The sequence below is a fragment of the Aeromicrobium sp. Leaf245 genome (assembly GCF_942548115.1).
Classification (GTDB): domain Bacteria; phylum Actinomycetota; class Actinomycetes; order Propionibacteriales; family Nocardioidaceae; genus Aeromicrobium.
The window spans coordinates 55,019-72,230 of sequence record NZ_OW824151.1 but is presented as its reverse complement, the minus strand read 5'-3'; the positions used below and the strand labels follow the sequence as shown (position 1 = coordinate 72,230).

17 protein-coding genes are annotated in these 17,212 nt (G+C 73.0%); 8 read left to right on the top strand and 9 right to left on the bottom strand.

Annotated features, from left to right (window positions below; genetic code table 11):
• Window positions 1-37: 37 nt before the first annotated feature.
• Genes NBW76_RS00340 through NBW76_RS00330 form a run of 3 tightly spaced genes read right to left on the bottom strand, consistent with a single transcriptional unit; the run spans window position 38 to window position 4,221 of the window.
• Window positions 38-1,297, bottom strand: coding sequence for an NADH:flavin oxidoreductase/NADH oxidase family protein (locus NBW76_RS00340; protein WP_056551879.1), 1,260 nt, complete (start codon window positions 1,295-1,297; stop codon window positions 38-40).
• Between the two features lie 58 nt (window positions 1,298-1,355).
• Entirely contained in the window at window positions 1,356-2,753 is a 1,398-nt protein-coding gene (locus tag NBW76_RS00335; RefSeq protein ID WP_235492836.1) for a cytochrome P450, read from the bottom strand.
• 1 nt (window position 2,754) lies between these two features.
• Window positions 2,755-4,221: an NAD(P)/FAD-dependent oxidoreductase gene (locus NBW76_RS00330; protein ID WP_056551876.1), complete on the bottom strand. Its 1,467-nt coding sequence runs from the start codon at window positions 4,219-4,221 to the stop codon at window positions 2,755-2,757.
• 67 nt (window positions 4,222-4,288) lie between these two features.
• Here NBW76_RS00330 and NBW76_RS00325 point away from each other — a divergent pair, with 67 nt between their 5' ends.
• A complete protein-coding gene (locus NBW76_RS00325; RefSeq protein ID WP_055961153.1) occupies window positions 4,289-4,903 on the top strand; it encodes a TetR/AcrR family transcriptional regulator in 615 nt (204 codons plus the stop codon).
• 199 nt (window positions 4,904-5,102) lie between these two features.
• Here the strand turns inward: NBW76_RS00325 and NBW76_RS00320 are convergent, their stop codons facing one another.
• Window positions 5,103-5,594 (bottom strand): inorganic diphosphatase, encoded by a 492-nt coding sequence (locus NBW76_RS00320; RefSeq protein ID WP_055961150.1) that lies wholly within the window; start codon window positions 5,592-5,594, stop codon window positions 5,103-5,105.
• Between the two features lie 99 nt (window positions 5,595-5,693).
• Between NBW76_RS00320 and dacB the strand changes: the two genes are divergently transcribed.
• The 6 genes from dacB to NBW76_RS00290 all read left to right on the top strand — a co-directional run bounded on the left by dacB (window position 5,694) and on the right by NBW76_RS00290 (window position 11,646).
• Complete coding sequence (dacB, locus tag NBW76_RS00315; RefSeq protein WP_056551872.1) at window positions 5,694-7,127, top strand: D-alanyl-D-alanine carboxypeptidase/D-alanyl-D-alanine-endopeptidase; 1,434 nt, start codon at window positions 5,694-5,696, stop codon at window positions 7,125-7,127.
• Between the two features lie 134 nt (window positions 7,128-7,261).
• A complete protein-coding gene (locus NBW76_RS00310) occupies window positions 7,262-8,413 on the top strand; it encodes a peptidoglycan-binding protein (RefSeq protein WP_056551869.1) in 1,152 nt (383 codons plus the stop codon).
• Between the two features lie 61 nt (window positions 8,414-8,474).
• Complete coding sequence (locus tag NBW76_RS00305) at window positions 8,475-9,161, top strand: hypothetical protein (protein WP_056551866.1); 687 nt, start codon at window positions 8,475-8,477, stop codon at window positions 9,159-9,161.
• Window positions 9,162-9,240: 79 nt separating this feature from the next.
• Complete coding sequence (locus NBW76_RS00300) at window positions 9,241-9,483, top strand: hypothetical protein (protein WP_055961137.1); 243 nt, start codon at window positions 9,241-9,243, stop codon at window positions 9,481-9,483.
• A gap of 3 nt (window positions 9,484-9,486) precedes the next feature.
• Entirely contained in the window at window positions 9,487-10,710 is a 1,224-nt protein-coding gene (locus NBW76_RS00295; protein WP_082480858.1) for a cupin domain-containing protein, read from the top strand.
• Window positions 10,711-10,737: 27 nt separating this feature from the next.
• Entirely contained in the window at window positions 10,738-11,646 is a 909-nt protein-coding gene (locus tag NBW76_RS00290; RefSeq protein ID WP_055961134.1) for a sucrase ferredoxin, read from the top strand.
• A gap of 6 nt (window positions 11,647-11,652) precedes the next feature.
• On the opposite strand, the gene NBW76_RS00285 is transcribed toward NBW76_RS00290, so the two are convergent.
• Window positions 11,653-12,531, bottom strand: a complete 879-nt coding sequence (locus NBW76_RS00285) for an SDR family oxidoreductase (protein WP_055961131.1) — start codon at window positions 12,529-12,531, stop codon at window positions 11,653-11,655.
• A 301-nt stretch (window positions 12,532-12,832) separates the two neighbouring features.
• Here NBW76_RS00285 and NBW76_RS00280 point away from each other — a divergent pair, with 301 nt between their 5' ends.
• Window positions 12,833-13,687 (top strand): exonuclease domain-containing protein, encoded by an 855-nt coding sequence (locus tag NBW76_RS00280; protein WP_056551865.1) that lies wholly within the window; start codon window positions 12,833-12,835, stop codon window positions 13,685-13,687.
• A gap of 7 nt (window positions 13,688-13,694) precedes the next feature.
• On the opposite strand, the gene NBW76_RS00275 is transcribed toward NBW76_RS00280, so the two are convergent.
• Genes NBW76_RS00275 through NBW76_RS00260 form a run of 4 tightly spaced genes read right to left on the bottom strand, consistent with a single transcriptional unit; the run spans window position 13,695 to window position 17,087 of the window.
• Window positions 13,695-14,546, bottom strand: a complete 852-nt coding sequence (locus NBW76_RS00275; protein WP_055961125.1) for an alpha/beta fold hydrolase — start codon at window positions 14,544-14,546, stop codon at window positions 13,695-13,697.
• 32 nt (window positions 14,547-14,578) lie between these two features.
• A complete protein-coding gene (locus tag NBW76_RS00270; protein ID WP_055961122.1) occupies window positions 14,579-15,379 on the bottom strand; it encodes a 1-acyl-sn-glycerol-3-phosphate acyltransferase in 801 nt (266 codons plus the stop codon).
• A 1-nt stretch (window position 15,380) separates the two neighbouring features.
• Window positions 15,381-16,091 carry a lysoplasmalogenase family protein gene (locus NBW76_RS00265; RefSeq protein ID WP_055961120.1) on the bottom strand — a complete coding sequence of 237 codons (711 nt, stop codon included), beginning with the start codon at window positions 16,089-16,091 and terminating at the stop codon, window positions 15,381-15,383.
• 9 nt (window positions 16,092-16,100) lie between these two features.
• A complete protein-coding gene (locus tag NBW76_RS00260; RefSeq protein WP_055961117.1) occupies window positions 16,101-17,087 on the bottom strand; it encodes a GGDEF domain-containing protein in 987 nt (328 codons plus the stop codon).
• Between the last annotated feature and the right edge of the window lie 125 nt (window positions 17,088-17,212).

Below are 17,212 nucleotides of genomic sequence, written 5' to 3'. Positions count from 1 at the left end.
GTGAGAGTTCGTGGCGTCGCGCCGGAATCGCTCGGGCTCAGTGCCCGCGACGCAGACGGATGCTGTCGCGGCCGTTGGTCGCGAGGTACCGGGTGACGTTGAGCAGCGCGTGCCGGTCGGGTGCGGGCTCCTTGCCGTCGGCCATCCGCCACATCTGCACGGTGTAGTAGGTCAGCTCGGTGAGGTTGTCGAGCATGCGGATCCCGCTGCGCCGGGGGCGGACCGTGCTCGCGTCGGCCCGCCCGTCGAGCAGCCGGCCGGGGACGTCGGGCTCCACCGTGAGCGGGCGGCCGAGCCCGACGAGGTCGATGCCGCCGTCGCCGAGGGCGTCGGCCATGCCCTCGACGGTGCGGAACCCACCGGTGACCATGAGCGGGAGGTCGGGGAGCTCGGCGCGGACCTGCTCGGCGAACGCGAGGAAATAGGCCTCGCGCCGTCGGGTGGAGTCCTTGAGGCTGGGGTCGACGCCGAGCATCGCGGCCGAGGCGTACGTGCCGCCGGAGACCTCGAGCAGGTCGATGCCCTCCGCGGCGAGCGCGTGGACGACGGCGAGCGACTCGGCCTCGTCGAAGCCGCCCTTCTGGAAGTCGGCGGAGTTGAGCTTGACCGAGACCGGGACGTCGGGACCGACGGCGGCGCGCACGGCGCGGACGACCTCCAGCAGGAAGCGACGGCGCTTCTCGGGCGTCCCGCCCCACGCGTCGGTGCGGCGGTTCGACAGCGGCGACAGGAACTGGCTGACGAGGTAGCCGTGCGCGCCGTGGATCTGCACGCCGTCGAATCCGGCCTGCGTGACGACGCGGGCAGCGGTGGCGAACCGGGCGACGACGTCCTCGATCTCGGCGCTCGTCAGCGCGCGCGGCTCGGCGAAGACGCCCGCCGTGCCGGGCACCGCGACGTCGGACGGGGCGACCGGGTGCGCGGACAGCGAGCGCGGGACCTGGCGGCCGGGGTGGTTGAGCTGCACCCAGGCCGCGCTGCCGCCGGACTTCATGACCTGCGCCCACGCGGCGAGGTCGGCGGCGTCGCGGTCGTCCTCGACGACGACGTTGCCGGGCTCGCCGATCGCGCGGCGGTCGACCATGACGTTGCCGGTGATCGTGAGCCCCGTGCCGCTGTGGGCCCAGCGGGCGTAGAGGCGACGCAGCCGACTGCCCGGCGAGTGGTCGCGGCGGGCGAGCCCCTCGCTCAGGGCGGCCTTGACCAGCCGGTTGGGCAGGGTCGAGCCGCTGGGCAGCGTGAGCGGCGCAGTGAGCACCGACCGGTCGACGGTCGCGGGGGCAGGGTTCGTGGACATGGGTCCTCCGACGCAGTGGTCTGTCAGGGATGCGGGTCAGCGGGAGCGCAGCACGGTGTCATCGCGCGCGGAGCACGACGGGCGCCTTGTCGTCCGGGACGTTCGTGATGTTGCGCAGGCGCGGCCCGGTGGGCTTCTCGGTGTGCACCTCGAAGCGCTGCAGCACCTCGCGCAGCACCACCGTGCCCTCCATGAGCGAGAACGCGGCGCCGATGCAGCGCCGCACTCCACCGCCGAAGGGGATCCAGGTGCCGGCCGTGACCTCGCCGTCGAGGAACCGGTCGGGACGGAACGCGTGGGCGTCGGCGAACGAGGACTCGCGGCTGTGCGACAGCATGATCGACGGGGTGACCGTGGTGCCCCTCGGGAGCCGTCGGCCCGCGACGACCTGGTCGCTCTGCAGGGACCGCGCCACGAAGTCGATGATCGGGTGCAGGCGCATCGCCTCCTTCAGGCACGCCTCCAGGAAGGTCTCGTCGCCCTCGTCGGCGGCCCGCGTGGCCCGGGCCAGCAGCACCGGGTCCTGGCCCAGCTCGTGCAGCGTCCACGACAGCGCCGACGCCGTCGTCTCGTGCCCGGCCAGCAGGAGTGTGACGAGCTGGTCGCGCAGCTCCTCGTCGCTCAGCCCGTCGGTGCCGTCCGCCGCGCGTGGCCCGGCACCCCCGCCGGGGGCGGCCTCGGGGTCGTCACCGGCGCGCAGCAGCCGCGACAGCACGTCGTCGCGACCCTCGAGGTCGCCCCGTTCGTGCTCGGCGCGACGCTCCCGGATCTCGGCGTACAGCAGGTCGTCGACCTCGCGCAGGTTGGTGAAGAAGCCGCGCCACGGCGGGATCCTGCGCAGCCGCGGGAAGATCCACGACAGCAGGATGCCCGCGTCGATGTCGACGATCCGTGTGACCTTGGGACGCAGCACCGAGAGCCGCTCCTCGTCGGTCACGCCGAAGACCACCTGGAGGATGACCTCGAGGGTGATCGCGTTCATCGCGTCGAGCGTGACCAGCCGCTGCCCGTCGTGCCAGCCCTGGACGGCCTCCTTCGCCAGACCCTCCACGAGCGGTCGGTAGCTGCGCATCGCCGGGCCCGTGAACGCCGGCATCAACAGCTTGCGGCCGCGCTGGTGCTCGGCGTCGTCGGTGAGCAGGAGCGAGTGCTCGCCCATCACCGGCTTGAGGATCGCGTTGCCCTCGCCGGCGTGGAACTGCGCCGGGTCGGCGGCGAAGATCTCCTTCACGTCGGCGGGGTCGGAGTGGATCACGAGGGTGCGCGGTCCGGGCAGGATCTGCACCGAGAACGTGTCGCCGTACGTGGCGTGGGCGTCGCGGATCAGCGGCCCCCGCTTGCGCATGAACCGCATGGTCATGAGCAGCGGGTTCCCGCGCGGACCCGGAGGAACGTCGTAGCTCTGCTGGTCCGCCGCCCCGGCCGGTCGTGGGGTCCCGGCACCCCCGCCGGTCACGTCAGGCCGCCTTCTCCCACGCGAAGTCCTGGGCCTCGACCTTCCGGGTCACCCACCAGTAGCGGAAGGTGAAGCCCGGCCAGATGGTGCGGTTCTTGCCCTGGCTGTCGAGGTACCAGCTGGTGCAGCCACCCTGGCTCCACACGCCCTTGCTGACCTTCTCCTGCAGGGCGTCGTTGAACTGGCGCTGCGCCTGCGGCGTGGGCTCCACGGCCTGGGCGCCGCGCTCGTCCATCTCGTCGAGCATCGACAGGATCCACTTCGTCTGCTGCTCGATCATGAACACGACCGAGTTGTGGCCGAGGGCCGTGTTGGGGCCGAGCAGGAAGAAGAAGTTCGGGAAGTCGGTGACCGAGATGCCCAGGTAGGTCTCGATCCCCTTCTCCTTGAACGTCTTCGACAGGTCGCGGCCACCCTTGCCGGTGACGTGCACCCACTCGAACGCGTCGGTCACGTGGAAGCCGGTGCCGTAGATGATCACGTCGGCCTCGCGGAACGTGCCGTCCTTCGCGCGGATGCCGTCGGCGGTGATCTCCTCGATGCCGTCGGTGACGAGCTCGACGTTCTCGCGGTTGTAGACCGGGATGTAGTTGTCGGTCTTCAGCACGCGCTTGCAGCCGAGGCGGTAGTCGGGGATGAGCTTCTCGGCCACCGCGGGGTCCTTCACCGTCCTGCGGATGTAGCCGGAGACCTTCTTCTCCATGACGCTGGTGATGTTCTGCAGCGGTCCGGTGAAGCCGAGCTGCTGCGCCTCGTTGAGCCAGTACATGGCGTTGCGGTAGGCACGCGTGCCGCCGGGCAGCTTCTTGATGAAGGCCTTCTTGCGGCCCTCGATGTCGTGGTTGTGCTTCGGGACGACCCAGGGGGCGCTGCGCTGGTAGACGTCGAGCTGGGCGACGTCGCCGACGATCTGCGGGATGAACTGGATGGCGCTGGCGCCGGTGCCGACGACGGCGACCTTCTTGCCGGTCAGGTCGACGTCGTGGCGCCACTGCGCGGAGTGGAAGCGCGCACCCGCGAAGCTCTCGGCGCCCGGCAGGTCGGGGATGTTCGGGATGTGCAGGCCGCCGATGCCGGACACGACCACCCGGGCGTCGTAGGTCTCCTTGGAGGTGCTGACGGTCCAGCGCAGGCGCTCCTCGTCCCACTCGGCGCCGGTGACCTCCGTGCCGAAGTGGATGACGTCGTAGAGGTCGTGCTTCGTCGCGACGCCGCGCATGTACTGCCAGATCTCCTGCTGCCCGGAGTACTCGCGGCTCCAGCCGGGATTGAGCTCGTAGGAGAAGGAGTACATGTGGGACTGGATGTCGCACTCGGCGCCGGGGTAGGTGTTGTCGCGCCAGGTGCCGCCGACGTCGTCGGCCTTCTCGATGACGACGAAGTCGTCGCGTCCGGCCTCGCGCAGCTTCATGGCCATGCCCATGCCGCTGAAACCGGTGCCGATGACCAGGATGTCCGTGGAGATCATGTTTCGGATACTATCGGTATCTGAGTCCCGTGACCAGGTGGTGCGGGACACGTCGAGGGAGGCAGCGATGACCGTCGAGAGCGAGCGCACCGTCACACGGGCGCAACGTCAGGCGCAGACCCGCGAACGCCTCGTCGAGGTCGCCCGCGAGCTGTTCCTCGCCGACGGCTACAACGCCACGTCCCTCGACAAGGTGGCCGTCGCGGCCGGCTTCTCCAAGGGTGCGGTGTACTCCAACTTCTCCGGCAAGGAGGAGCTCTGCATGGCGGTGCTCGACACGATCCACGAGGAGCAGATCTCCGGGGTCGTCGCCGCCTTCACGGTCGACGCCGACCTCGACGGCCGCATCGACGCCTTCGCCTCCTGGGCCCGCGAGAAGCTGGGCCACCCGCGCTGGACCGCGCTCGAGGTGGAGTTCGCGGCCGTCGCGCGGCAGAGCCCCTGGGTCGCCACCGAGCTGGTCAAGCGGCACCGCATGCTCGTGGCCGCCAGCGCCGACCTCATCGAGCGGGTCATGGCCGACGCCGGACTCGCCCTCGGCATGGAGGCCCGCAAGGCCGCCACCGCCCTGCTCAGCCTCGGCATCGGTCTGGGCGCCATGCGCTCGCTCGACGGCGAGCTCGACGTCGACGTCTTCGCCGAGACCATGCGCGCCCTGCTCCGCGGCTCCACGTCGGCCTGACGCGACCAGGCTCAGTCCCTCCGTTTCGGACAGTTCCGGGGCGGTTCGGGACCCATCAGTGCCCCGGAAGTGTCCGAAACGGGAGGCGCAGCCCGGGAGCCCACCCACGTCGCTGGGCCTGCTCCGGTCGAGGCCCTTTCGGAGGCCGCCTCGAGACGTACCCGAGCCGACGCAGCCGCAGGGCCGCGCCGGAGGAAGGTCAGTAGCCGCCGTTGTCCTTGAAGCGGTCGAAGCTGCGGTTGACCTCGGCCTCGGCCTCGACGCGGCCGGTCCAGGTGGAGCCCTCGACGGACTTGCCGGGCTCGAGGTCCTTGTAGACCGTGAAGAAGTGCTCGATCTCGAGGCGGTCGAACTCGGGCACGTGGTGGATGTCGCGCAGGTGCTCCTGGCGCGGGTCCGTGGCCGGGACGCAGAGGACCTTGTCGTCGCCGCCGGCCTCGTCGGTCATGCGGAACATGCCGATCGCGCGGCAGGTGATGACGCAGCCGGGGAACGTCGGCGACGGCAGCAGCACGAGGGCGTCGAGCGGGTCGCCGTCGAGGCCGAGGGTGTCGTCGATGAAGCCGTAGTCGGCGGGGTACTGCGTGGCGGTGAACAGCGTGCGGTCGAGCCGGATGCGGTGGCTCTTGTGGTCGACCTCGTACTTGTTGCGCTCACCCTTGGGGATTTCCACGGTGACATCGAAGATCACGGGTCGGGCCTCTCGTCGCTGCTGGTTGCCTGAGCGCACCGGGCGACCGCCGTCGGGCGGGACCGCAGGGATGGGCGCTTCGTGCATAGTCTGGCCCATGTGACGCGACGAGATCGAGGCAGGGTCGCTCTGCCGTGGGCGCTGGGCGGGCTGTTCCTCGCCGTCGTGCTCGTCGCCGGAGTCGGCCTCGGCTGGACGTCGGGCCGGCTCAACCCCGTCGTGTGCGGCGGCCCGTGCGGGCCCGAGGCGGTCGCCCCGCCGGAGGCGCTCACCCTCGATGCCGCCCCGCAGCGCGTCCAGCCCGATCCCGTCATGACCGGCGCCCTCGACCCCGACGCCGTGCGTGCCGCCGTCCAGCCGCTCCTCGAGGACCCTGCCCGCCGCGCCGAGCTGGGCGACCGGCTCGGCGTCGCCGTGGTGGGGCTCGACGGCACGTCGGTGTTCGCCCGCGACGCCGCCGAGGCGTTCGTGCCGGCCTCGACGACGAAGCTGCTCACGGCGTACGCCGCGCTCTCCCTTCTCGAACCCGGATCGCGCTTCAGCACCTCGACCGTGCTCGACGGCAACGAGGTCGTGCTCGTCGGCGGCGGTGACCCGTACCTGGCGTCGAGCCGACCCGAGCGGCCCACGCGCGTGGACCGCGCCGACCTGCGCACGTTGGCCGAGCGCACCGCCGCGGCGCTCGACGACGCCGGCGTCGGTGAGGTGTCTCTCGGCTACGACGCCGGCCTCTTCACGGGTCCGTCGGCGAGTCCGGGCTGGGAGGACTCCTACGTGCCCGGGCAGGTCGTCACGCCGGTGAGTGCGCTGTGGGCCGACCAGGGGGTGCGCGACGGGCTCCGGTCCGGGGACCCGGCCCGCGCCGCGGCCGACCGGTTCGCCGGCTACCTGCAGGACGAGGGCATCGACGTCGACGGCGACCCGGACCGGGCCGACGCGCCGCCGGACCCGCAGCGGGTGCTCGCTGCCGTGCAGAGCGCCACCGTCGCCCAGATCGTCGACGCCACGCTGGTCCGCAGCGACAACGAGGCCGCCGAGGTCCTCCTGCGCCACGTGGGACTGGCGGCGGGCGGCCCGGGCAGCTTCGAGGGCGGCACCGACGCGGTGGCGGCCACGCTCACCGAGGCGGGCGTGCCCGTCCAGGGCCTGCGGCTCGACGACGGCAGCGGTCTGGCGCGGTCGAACCGGATCGCCCCCGAGACCCTGGCCGGGGTGCTGCGCGTGGCGGCGTCGCGCGCCTCCACGTCGGAGCTGCTCGCCGACCTGCCGGTCGGCGGACTCACCGGCACCCTCGAGGACCGCTTCGACGAGGACTCCGCGGGTCGGGGTCTCGTGCGCGCGAAGACCGGCACGCTCACCGGTGTGCACTCGCTGGCCGGGTACGCCACCGACGCCAGAGGGGTGCCGATCGTCTTCGCGGTCATGGTCGACGACACCGAGGGCGTGAACCCGTTCGTCACGCAGGCCGCGATCGACGACGTGGCGGCGGCGCTGGCGGCCTGCACCTGCGGTCCCGACGCGACCCAGTCCTGATCTCGGCCGCCCTGACCCCACTGCCCCGCGAAGAACAGTCCTGTAGTTCACGCGAAGCCGTGACACGTGTGACGGATGAGACGCACGATGGTCGTCCGCCGGGTGGGGAAGCCCGACGGGCGAGGGAGATCATCATGCGCAGGCTCGGGCTCGCGTGCGCCGCCGCACTCATGTGCGCGGCCACGCTCACCGCCGTCGGTGGCACGTCGGCGGCGGCCCAAGCCGCGACCGGGACGACACCGGTGCCGCTCCCCGCGAAGCCGAAGGGGCTCAAGGCCCCCGTCGCGCTGCCCAAGGCCGTCGACCCGCCGTCGGCGTACGCGCCGCAGGTCGCGTGCCAGCCCGGCACGCCGGCCGGTGTCGCGAAGACACGCGACCTCGTCATGCGGACCTACGGCGTCGGGGGGAAGGGCAACACGGCGCGAGGCTGCTCCGAGGGGGTCTCCGAGCACGCCGACGGGCGGGCCTGGGACTGGATGGTGGACGTGAAGGACGCCGAGGAGAAGAAGGCGGCTGCCGACTTCCTCGCCTGGCTGACGAGGGACGGCGGCACCAACGCCCGGCGTCTCGGCATCATGTACGTCATCTACAACGAGAAGATCTGGGCCGTCTACCGGTCCAAGGAGGGCTGGCGCTCGAGCTCGGGCCACCGCGACCACGTCCACCTGTCGTTCAGCTGGAACGGCGCCCGAGGAACCACCAGCTTCTGGACGGGGAAGGTCCACCCCGTCGACCACGGGCCGTGCTCCCGCTTCGCCGGGCAGCCGGCCGTCATGAACTCGAAGGCGCGCACCACCCGCTGCTACGCGGCCGTCCCCCTGGTCAAGAGGACGTCGTGGGCCACGATCGCGCTCGGGTCCCGCGCGGGCACCGTGAAGACCGCCCAGAAGGCGCTCGGCGTCAAGCAGACCGGGACCTTCGACGCCGTCACCCGCGAGGCCGTCAAGGCATACCAGAAGAAGCACGACCTGCCCTGGACCGGGACCATCGACCAGCCGACGTGGGCCTCGCTCGTGCCCGCGAAGGTCACCTCGGACGTGGCCAAGGGCCTCTCGGCCGCCGAGGCCGCGGCCTACGGTGCGGAGCGCTACACCTCCTCGATGCCCGAGCGGACCACCGGGAAGGCCGTGCTGGTGCTGCAGGTCGCGCTCGGCATGAAGCGCGCGGACCGCAACGGGTACTACGGACCCCTCACGGTCGCGGCGGTCCGGACCCGGCAGAAGGCGATGGGCCGCTCCCAGACCGGCACCTGGACGAAGGGCGACTGGGCGGCCCTCGCCTCGTGACGTGGCCGACAGCCCCGTCGTTGGAGTGGTGCGGCGAGGCGGTGCGCGGGATCATCGAGGCATGAGCGAAGACCAGGGACGTCAGCCAGACGAGCGCGCCGGCGAGCGCGATCGCACCCACGGCAAGGACGAGCGCCGGTACGTCCCGTCCGACGTCGACCCCCAGCGGTGGGTCAAGCGGCTCGTCTGGGCCCTCGTGCTCGTCGCCGTCGTGTACGCCGGGGCCCTGGTCGCGTCGGCGTTCTTCCCGCGGTGGTGGGCCCAGCGCATCGGCGACCAGGTGAACGGCGACCTCACGAGCGGCATCCTGTGGGGCCTGTTCTACGGGTTCGTCTTCACGATCGTCCCCCTGATGATCGTCGTGCAGCTGCGTCGCCGGTTCTTCAACTGGACGTGGCGGGGCATCCTGCTGGTCGTGGCGATCGTCCTGGCGGTGCCGAACTGGCTGACCCTCGCGGTCGTGCTGGGCACGGGCAACGCGGCGCACGCGGGCGAGCGCATCATGGACGTCGAGGCTCCTGGGTTCCGGATCGCGACGGCGATCGGTGCCGTGGGTGCTGCCGGACTGGTGGTGGTGCTGCTCGTGACGGGTGTCGTCGCGACCCACCGACGCAAGCAGGTGCGCACGCTGAAGGGCCGGCTCGACGAGCGCGAGAGCGGCCCGGTCGACGGTTCCCGCGACGGCACCGGCGCCGGCCCGGGGACTGGCACCGGGACTGGCGCCGGGCGACGCACCGACCGGTCCTGACGCCGAGTTGCGAGCCGCGGCCACGGTGCCAATGTGGGAACCGCGGCACCCGCCGCACAGTCGACCCCAGGAGGAACACATGAGCGAGCTCAACCCAGAAGGTCCCGCTGACGGTGGCGCCGAGGGCACGCCGGGCGTGCAGGACGGTGGCGCTGACGGTGGCGCCGAGGGTCCTGCCGACGGTGGCGCCGAGGGCACGCCGGGCGTGCAGGACGGTGGCGCTGACGGTGGCGCCGAGGGTCCCGCCGACGGTGGCGCCGAGGGCACCCCGGGCGTCCAGGACGGTGGCGCCGACGGTGGCGCCGACGGTTCGGCCCAGTAGGTCGTGACCACCACCGAGCAGGGAGGGGTGGCCGGTCTGCGGACCGGTCACCCTGCCCTGCGTCGTCTCGTCGTCGACCCCGTCGGCTTCGCCGCCGACACGTGGGGTCGGGCGCCGCTGCTCACCCGCGCGGCCGACCTGCCCGCGCGGTTCGACGACCTGTTCGGCGAGTCCGCCGTCGACGAGCTCGTGTCGACGCACGGGCTGCGGACACCGTTCCTGCGCGTGGCCAAGGACGGCACGACGCTGAACACGCGCGCGTTCACGTCGGGCGGTGGCGTGGGGGCCGGCATCGCCGACCAGGTCGACGACACCCGCCTCACGTCGTTGTTCGCCGACGGCGCCACGCTCGTGCTGCAGGCGCTGCACCGCACGTGGCCCGCCGTCGTCTCGTTCTCCCAGGCCCTGGTGGCCGACCTCGGGCACCCGGTCCAGGTCAACGCCTACGTCACGCCACCGCAGTCGCGCGGGTTCGACGACCACTACGACGTGCACGACGTCTTCGTGCTGCAGATCTCCGGAGCCAAGCACTGGCGGATCCACGCCCCGGTGCACGAGGCGCCGCTGCGTGACCAGCCCTGGACCGACCGTCGTGACGCGGTGCGGGTCGAGGCGGAGCGTGAGCCGCTCATCGACGCCGTGCTCGAGCCCGGCGACGTGCTCTACCTGCCGCGCGGCACGCTGCACGCTGCCACCGCGCTGGGCGACGTGAGCACGCACCTGACCTTCGGCGTCCACACCTGGCACCGGCACCACGTGGCCGAGGAGCTGGTCACGGCCGCGCTCGCGGTGGTCGCTGACGACCCCGACGTTCGTACGTCGCTGCCCCTGGGCGTCGACGTCGCCGAGGCAGGCGACCTCGAGGCGCACGCCGAGCTGGTGCGCGACCGGCTGCTGTCGGCGCTGCGCTCCGTGCCCGTCGAGACCCTGGCGGCCGCTCTCGGGGCGCGCGACGACGCATCCGGGCGCCCTGAGCCGGTGGGCCCGCTGGCCCAGCTGCGCACGGCGCAGGGCCTCCACGACACCACGCCGCTGAGGCTGCGCGAGCAGCTGGGCGCACGCCTCGACGGCACCACGCTCACCGGCCGCGCCGGAGCGGTCGACGTGTCCGCCGTCGACCCCGGGGCGGTCGCCGCCCTGCTCGACGGCCAGGCCGTCCCGGCCGGGTCGCTGGGTCTCGACGCAGCCCGCCGGCTGGTGTCGGCCGGCGTCGTCGTGCCCGCGTGACCTGCTGCGCTGCGAGAGGATCGGCTCGTGGCCGACCTCGATGACCTGTGCGCGGCGCGGGCCCGTGAGCGGTCCGACCCGCTCACCGGCACGGCCCTGCACGTCCGTCGGTTCCTGCTCGTGGAGCACCAGGGACCGTGGCCCTTCCACGCGCTCGAGTCCGAGGGTCTCGACCCGGACGTGGTCGCTCGGCTGGTGGCCGCCACGCGAGAGGTGGGCGCGCGCACGATCCTGATCCGTCGTCCGGGTCGGCGGTCCGAGGCGTCGGGCCGCCGGGCGTGGGCAGTGGCGGACGTGGAGGACGGCCGCATCCGCTGGGGCGCCTGGACCGATGCCGCGGACCTCCTCGAGGCGTGCGCGGTGCTGCGCGAGGACTCGGGCGGACCCGGCTGGAGCGACGAGGCCGCGGTGCTGGTGTGCGCGCACGGACGGCACGACACGTGCTGCGCCGTGCGCGGTCGCCCGGTGGCCGCTGCGCTGGCCGAGCGGCTCGGCGACGTCGTGTGGGAGTGCAGCCACGTCGGTGGCGACCGGTTCGCGGCCAACGTCGTGGTGGTGCCCGACGGCACCTTCTACGGCGGTCTCGACGCCGACACCGCGGTCGGCGTCGTCGAGGAGCACCTGGCCGGGCGGGTCACGACCGCGCTCCTGCGTGGCAGCAGCGCCCTGCCGCCGGCTGCGCAGGCCGCGGCCGTCGCGGTGCACGAGCGATGGGGCCCGGCGGGCCCGCGTGACGTCCGCTCGGCGCAGGTGGACGACCTCGGTGACGGACGCTGGAGGGTCCGGCTCGACTGCTCCGGTCCGTTGCCGTCGGCCGTGGTCGCCGACGTCCGCGCGGTGCACCGCGACCCTGCCGTGCTCACCTGCCAGGCGCCCCGTGCGACCTCCGCCCGTGCGTTCGTCGTCGACGCGCTGAGCCCTGCAGCGTCGGCCTGAGGCGGGTCAGCGCGGCACGAGCGGCTCGTCGCGCGTGCGACGCAGCAACGTGGAGGCCTTGCGGTTGAGCAGGCGCATGGCGGTCGTGTAGCCGAACGGCGCGAAGCGCTGCGCCAGGTGCCCGACCTGGATGTCGCGCGACGTGAAGACGAGGTAGCGCCCCTTCTCGATGCCGCGGAGCATGGCGTCGGCTGCCTCCTCGGGGGACACGGCGTGCTTCTCGAACCGTCCGACGGCCTTGGCGACCCGGGGGTCGTCGCGGTCCACGCCGACGATGTCGACGGTGCCGACGAGCGGCGTCCGGACCGCGCCGGGGCAGACCAGGGTCACGCCGATCCCGTGCTGCTCGAGGTCGAAGCGCAGGACCTCGCTCACCCCCCGCAGGCCGAACTTGGCCGCGCTGTAGGGCGCGTGCAGGGGCAGTCCGAACAGGCCCGCCGCGGACGAGACGTTGGCGACGTGCCCGCCGCGACCGGCCTCGATCATGCGGGGCACGAAGGAGCTGAGCACGTGGATGGGACCCATGAGGTCGATCTCGACGGTGCGTCGCCAGTGCTCGGGGCGCAGGTCCTCGATACGTCCCCAGGTGGAGATGCCGGCGACGTTCAGCACCACGTCGACCGCGCCGACGTGACCGTGCACCTCGTCGGCGAACGCGCTCACGGCGTCGAGGTCGCTGATGTCGAACGCCGCGTGGTGCAGCACCGAACCGCCGGCGGCGTGCACGAGTGCGACGGTCTCGTCGAGCCCGTCGGCGGCGACGTCGGTGAGCACGAGGCGCCCGCCCCTCGGGGCCAGGCGCAGCGCCGTGGCGCGACCGATGCCGCTGGCGGCACCGGTGATCACGACGGTCTTGCCCTCCAGGGAGGTGCGGGTGCGGGCCATGGTCGTTCCTCTCGACGAAAACCAGTGCGATCGTACCAGTTGATGTATCGCAGCGCGACGGCTTCACGCTCCGTCAGCGAGGTGGTCGGGACCACGTCACCCGGGCCTCCCCCTGCGGCTGCGTCGGCTGCGGTCGACGTCGCGGCGGCCTCGAATCCCGCCGCGCCGACGCAGCCGCAGGTCCACTCTTCGGACAGTTCCGGGGCGGTCACCCCGGTCCCAACGCCCCGGAAGTGTCCGAATCGGAGGGACGCGACCGGCCGCGCGTCGGTGCCGGAAAGCGTCCGCCTCGACCCCTACCGTGATCCCCGAGGACGACGGAGAGGCAGGTGGTCGGGCGATGCGGGCCAACCGGTTCGACGGCTTCTGCTCCGCGTGCGCCCAGCACGTGCACGCCGGGGCCGGGCACCTCACCGGCACGCCCGGGGCCTGGCGCACGTGGTGCGTCGCCTGCTCGCCGCGGCCTCCGCAGCGCGGCGACCACGACGGGTGGCACCGGCTGCCCCTGGCCTCGCTCGACCTCGAGACCACCGGCACCGACCCCCTGCGCGACCGGGTCGTCAGCTACGCGCTGCTCGACGAGCCCGGGTTCGAGATCACCGGGCTCGTGCAGCCCGGTGTCCCCGTGCCCGAGGCGGCGGCGCAGGTGCACGGCATCACCGACGCGATGCTGGCCGACGCGCCCACGCCCGCCGAGGCGCTGCCGGTCGTGCTCGACTGGGTGCAGACGCTCGTCGAGCGCCGGGTCGGTCTCGTGGTCTTCAACGCCTGCTACGACCTGTCCATGCTGCGCGCCGAGGCGGTGCGGCACGGGCTGACCCAGCCGGACTGGGACCGGCTGCTCGTCGTCGATCCCTATGTTGTCGACTGGGGCGTCGAGCGAGGCGGTCTCGGACGTCGGCGGCTCGGCGACGTCGCCGCCTACTACGGGGTCACGCTCGACGGTGCGCACGACGCCACGTGCGACGCGGTCGCCGCGCGGCAGGTCGCGGTCGAGCTGGCCGCCCGGCACGCGCACGTAGGCGGCCTCGACCTCGACACGCTCATGGCCAGCCAGCGATCGTGGTACGCCGAGCGTGCCGAGGACTGGAACGCCTACGCCCGCAAGGCCGGGCGCGACCTCGACGACCCCGCCGGCTGGCCGCTCGTCGGCTGACGGGCGCCTACGCCACGACGGTGCCGCGGACCCGGGCGAGGATCGCGGCGGCTGCGGCCGCCGGCTCCTCCTCGGGGATCCAGTGCGACGTGCCCTCGAGCACCGTGTAGCGGTAGTCGGCCGTCACGTGCTCGCCGCACGCGTCGGCACCGGACCGGCCGATGGCCAGGTCGTCGGTGCTCCACACGTAGGTGGTGGGCACCTCGACGTCGGGCAGGTCGCCCAGGTCGGACGTCATGGCGCGGTACCAGGCCAGCGCCGCGGTGAGCGCGCCCGGCTCCTGCAGCTGCGCGACGTAGGCGTCGACGAGCTGGTCCGGGACCGCGCCCTGGTACATCGCCCGCAGACGTCGGGCGTCGTCCTCCAGCAGGAGGGTCTCGGCCTTGCCCTCCTGGCGCAGGAGCCCGATGTAGGAGGCCTTGTCCTTCGCCTCCTCGTCGCCGCGCAGGGCGGCGTTGTAGGCGGCCAGGTGGGGGACCGAGAACGTGGTCAGGGTCCGCAGCCGGTGTCCGTGGTGGGCGGCGACGTACCAGGCCACCGCCGCACCCCAGTCGTGGCCGACGAGGTGGAAGGTCTCGAGGCCGAGCGCGTCGGCGAGGTCGACCACGTCCTGGGCGAGCGCAGCCGTCGTGTAGGCCTCGACCGCGTCGGGTCGAGCGTGGGGGGAGTAGCCCCGCTGGTCCGGCGCGACGACGCGCAGGCCGGCCTCGGCGAGCACCGGTGCCACCTCCGACCACGTCAGGGAGGTCGCGGGGAAGCCGTGCAGCAGCACCACGGGCTCGCCGGAGTCGGGGCCGGTCGTGCGCACGTCGAACGTCAGGTCGCGGACGGGGACGGGCTCGGTCTCGTCGAACGTCATGCACCCATCCTCACGCACGGCGGGGCCGCCGGTCAGGAGGGCGGGGCGCCGATGCGCTGGAGCGCCGCCGCGTCGAGCGCGGCGCCGGTGGCGACGTCGGGCGCGGTGCCGCCGCGGTCGGCGTGCACCCACCAGCGGTCCGCGTCCGAGGCTGGCTCCTGGGGGTAGTGCGCGACGGCGTCGTCGAGCAGGTCCTCGAGGGCGGTCCTCAGGCGCATCGTCAGGTCGTGGACGCTCTCACCCTCGAGGGGCAGCAGGGCCTCGCCCACGACCACGTCCACCACCACGCCGCGGCGCAGGGTGCGTCGGCCGTCGACGGTGAGCAGCCGGTGTCCGCCCCACACGACGCACGGCACGAGCGGCACCGGGGCGCCCGTCACGCGCGCCCCGTGGAGGGCGAGCCCGGCCGCGCCCGGCTTGAGCGCCTTGACCCGGAACGAGCGGCTGATCGTGGCCTCCGGGAACACGCCCACCGCCTCGCCGTCGGCCACGAGACGCCGGGCGCGTCGGTAGGCGCTCGCCCCGGCCCAGCGCTCCACCGGGACGTGGCCCATGGCCCGCATGGCCCGGCCGACCAGCGGCAGCTCGAACACCGAGGCCTTGCTCATGAAGCGGACCAGGCGGCCACGCTCGCGCGCGGCCCAGCCGACCAGCACGAAGTCGAGGAAGCCGGTGTGGTTGCTCGCCAGCACCACGGGACCCGCTGCGGGGAGGTTCTCCAGACCGCGTCCTCGCAGTCGGACGCCCCATAGGCGCAGCACGACGGCGCCCAGCCGGTTCACGACCCGGTAGGTGCGATCGGTGCGGTGGTGTCCGCCGGTGCCACGTGCCACGTCAGGGGTTCGGCGCGGACGGGGTCTCGGACGGGAAGCAGTCCGTGGCGCGCGCGACGTGACCGGTGCGCAGGCCCCCGGCCGCCAGCAGCAGGATCGCCGCGCCGTAGAGCGCCATGATCGGCACCGACACCACGGCCGACCCGGGATCGACCCGACCGGCCTCGCCGAGGGCGATGATGCCGTCGGAGACCAGGAACAGCCCGCCACCGATCCCCGCCAGTCGGTCGACGGTCGAGGCGGTCACCGCCGTGGCCAGCAGGAGCGCCGCGTAGACGGGGATCACCGGGCGCAGGTCGGCGGCGAGTCCGCCCCACGCCCACGCGACGACCACGACGCCGGCCACGAGGTACAGCGCGACCAGCGCGGCGGACGGCCGGTGCACCCGCAGGGCCCCGGCGCGCACGAAGAGCGTCACGAAGCACACGTGGGCCGCGGCGAACGAGGCCATCCCGGCGACGAACAGGTCGTCGAGCTCGAGGAGGAGGTCGCCCCCGAGGCAGAGCAGGAGTGCCAGGGCGAGCAGGCGTGGACCGCGGGAGGTCAGCACCCAGGCGACGAGGACGGGGGCGAGCAGGCACTTGGTGACGCTGTCCCAGGGGGTCACGTCGGCGGCCAGCAGCACGAGGTGCACGACGAGCACCCCGAGGAAGGCCGCGACGAACGGGGTGGCCGCGCGCCACGGCGCACGAGCGGTCTCGAGCAGGCTCATCGGCGCAGGCTACCCCGCGGGGGCGAGGTCGCGCGGGTCGTCGGTGACCCCGTTCTCGACGCGGCGGGAACGCTTGTCCTCGTACATCGAGACGTCGGCCCGCCGGAACGCGGCGTCGGCCGGTTCGTCGCCGGGGTACACGAGCGACCACCCCACGGAGACCTCCACGTCGTGCTGCGCGAAGGACGCGCGATAGCGCCGCAGCATCTCCCCGAGCGACCGTGGGGACACGTCCTCGACCAGCACGGCGAACTCGTCGCCGCCGTACCGGGCTGCGGTCTCCCCGTCGCGTCGTGCCGCGGTCAGGGCGGCGGCGACTCGTCGCAGGACGGCGTCTCCCTCGGTGTGGCCGAGGTCGTCGTTGACCGCCTTGAGACCGTCGACGTCGGCGACGACCACGGCGGCGAGATCGCCGTACGCGCTCGTGCGCACGGCCGCGTCGGCCAGCAGGGCGTCCCAGCCGCGTCGGTTGACCAGGCCGGTGAGCGCATCGGTCTGGGCCAGCGCCTCCGCGGAGCGCCGCGCGCGGTCGCCGCTCTCGAGCCGGCGCGCCAGGGACACGTGGGCGCCGAGCAGGTGGCTCAGCAGGCCCAGGAGCTCGACGTCGACGTCGGCCGACTGCTGGAGCGGTTCGACTCCGAGACCGCAGAGCATGCCGAACATCTCGCCCTCGGCGTCGATGATGGGCTGGCTCGCGTAGCTGCGCGTGGCCCCGATCGTGAGGTCGCGGTAGTCCGGGTGGGTCGTCACGTCCTCGACGACCGGGTCGGCGCCCAGGTCGACGACCCGCCGGCAGAAGCTGTCGGCCCAGTCGCGCCGGTCGCCGACGGCGATGAGGCTCTCGCCGCCGACGTGCAGGTGGACCTGCTCGCCCCCGACGACCCGGTTGACGGACCAGTCGCTGATGGGGGTGTGCTTCCGCAGGTACGCCACGACCCGGTTCGCGACGGCGCTGAACGTGTCGGAACCTTCGGGCGGGAGGTCGAGGGTGGTCATGCACCCATCCTGCCCGGGTCCCGGTGGCCGTGAGGTGCGAACCGGAACGTGGCCGGTACCAGAACGGGAGCGACGGTACTCACCCTGGTACGCTCGGGCTCGTCCAGACCATGGAGGGGAAGGCC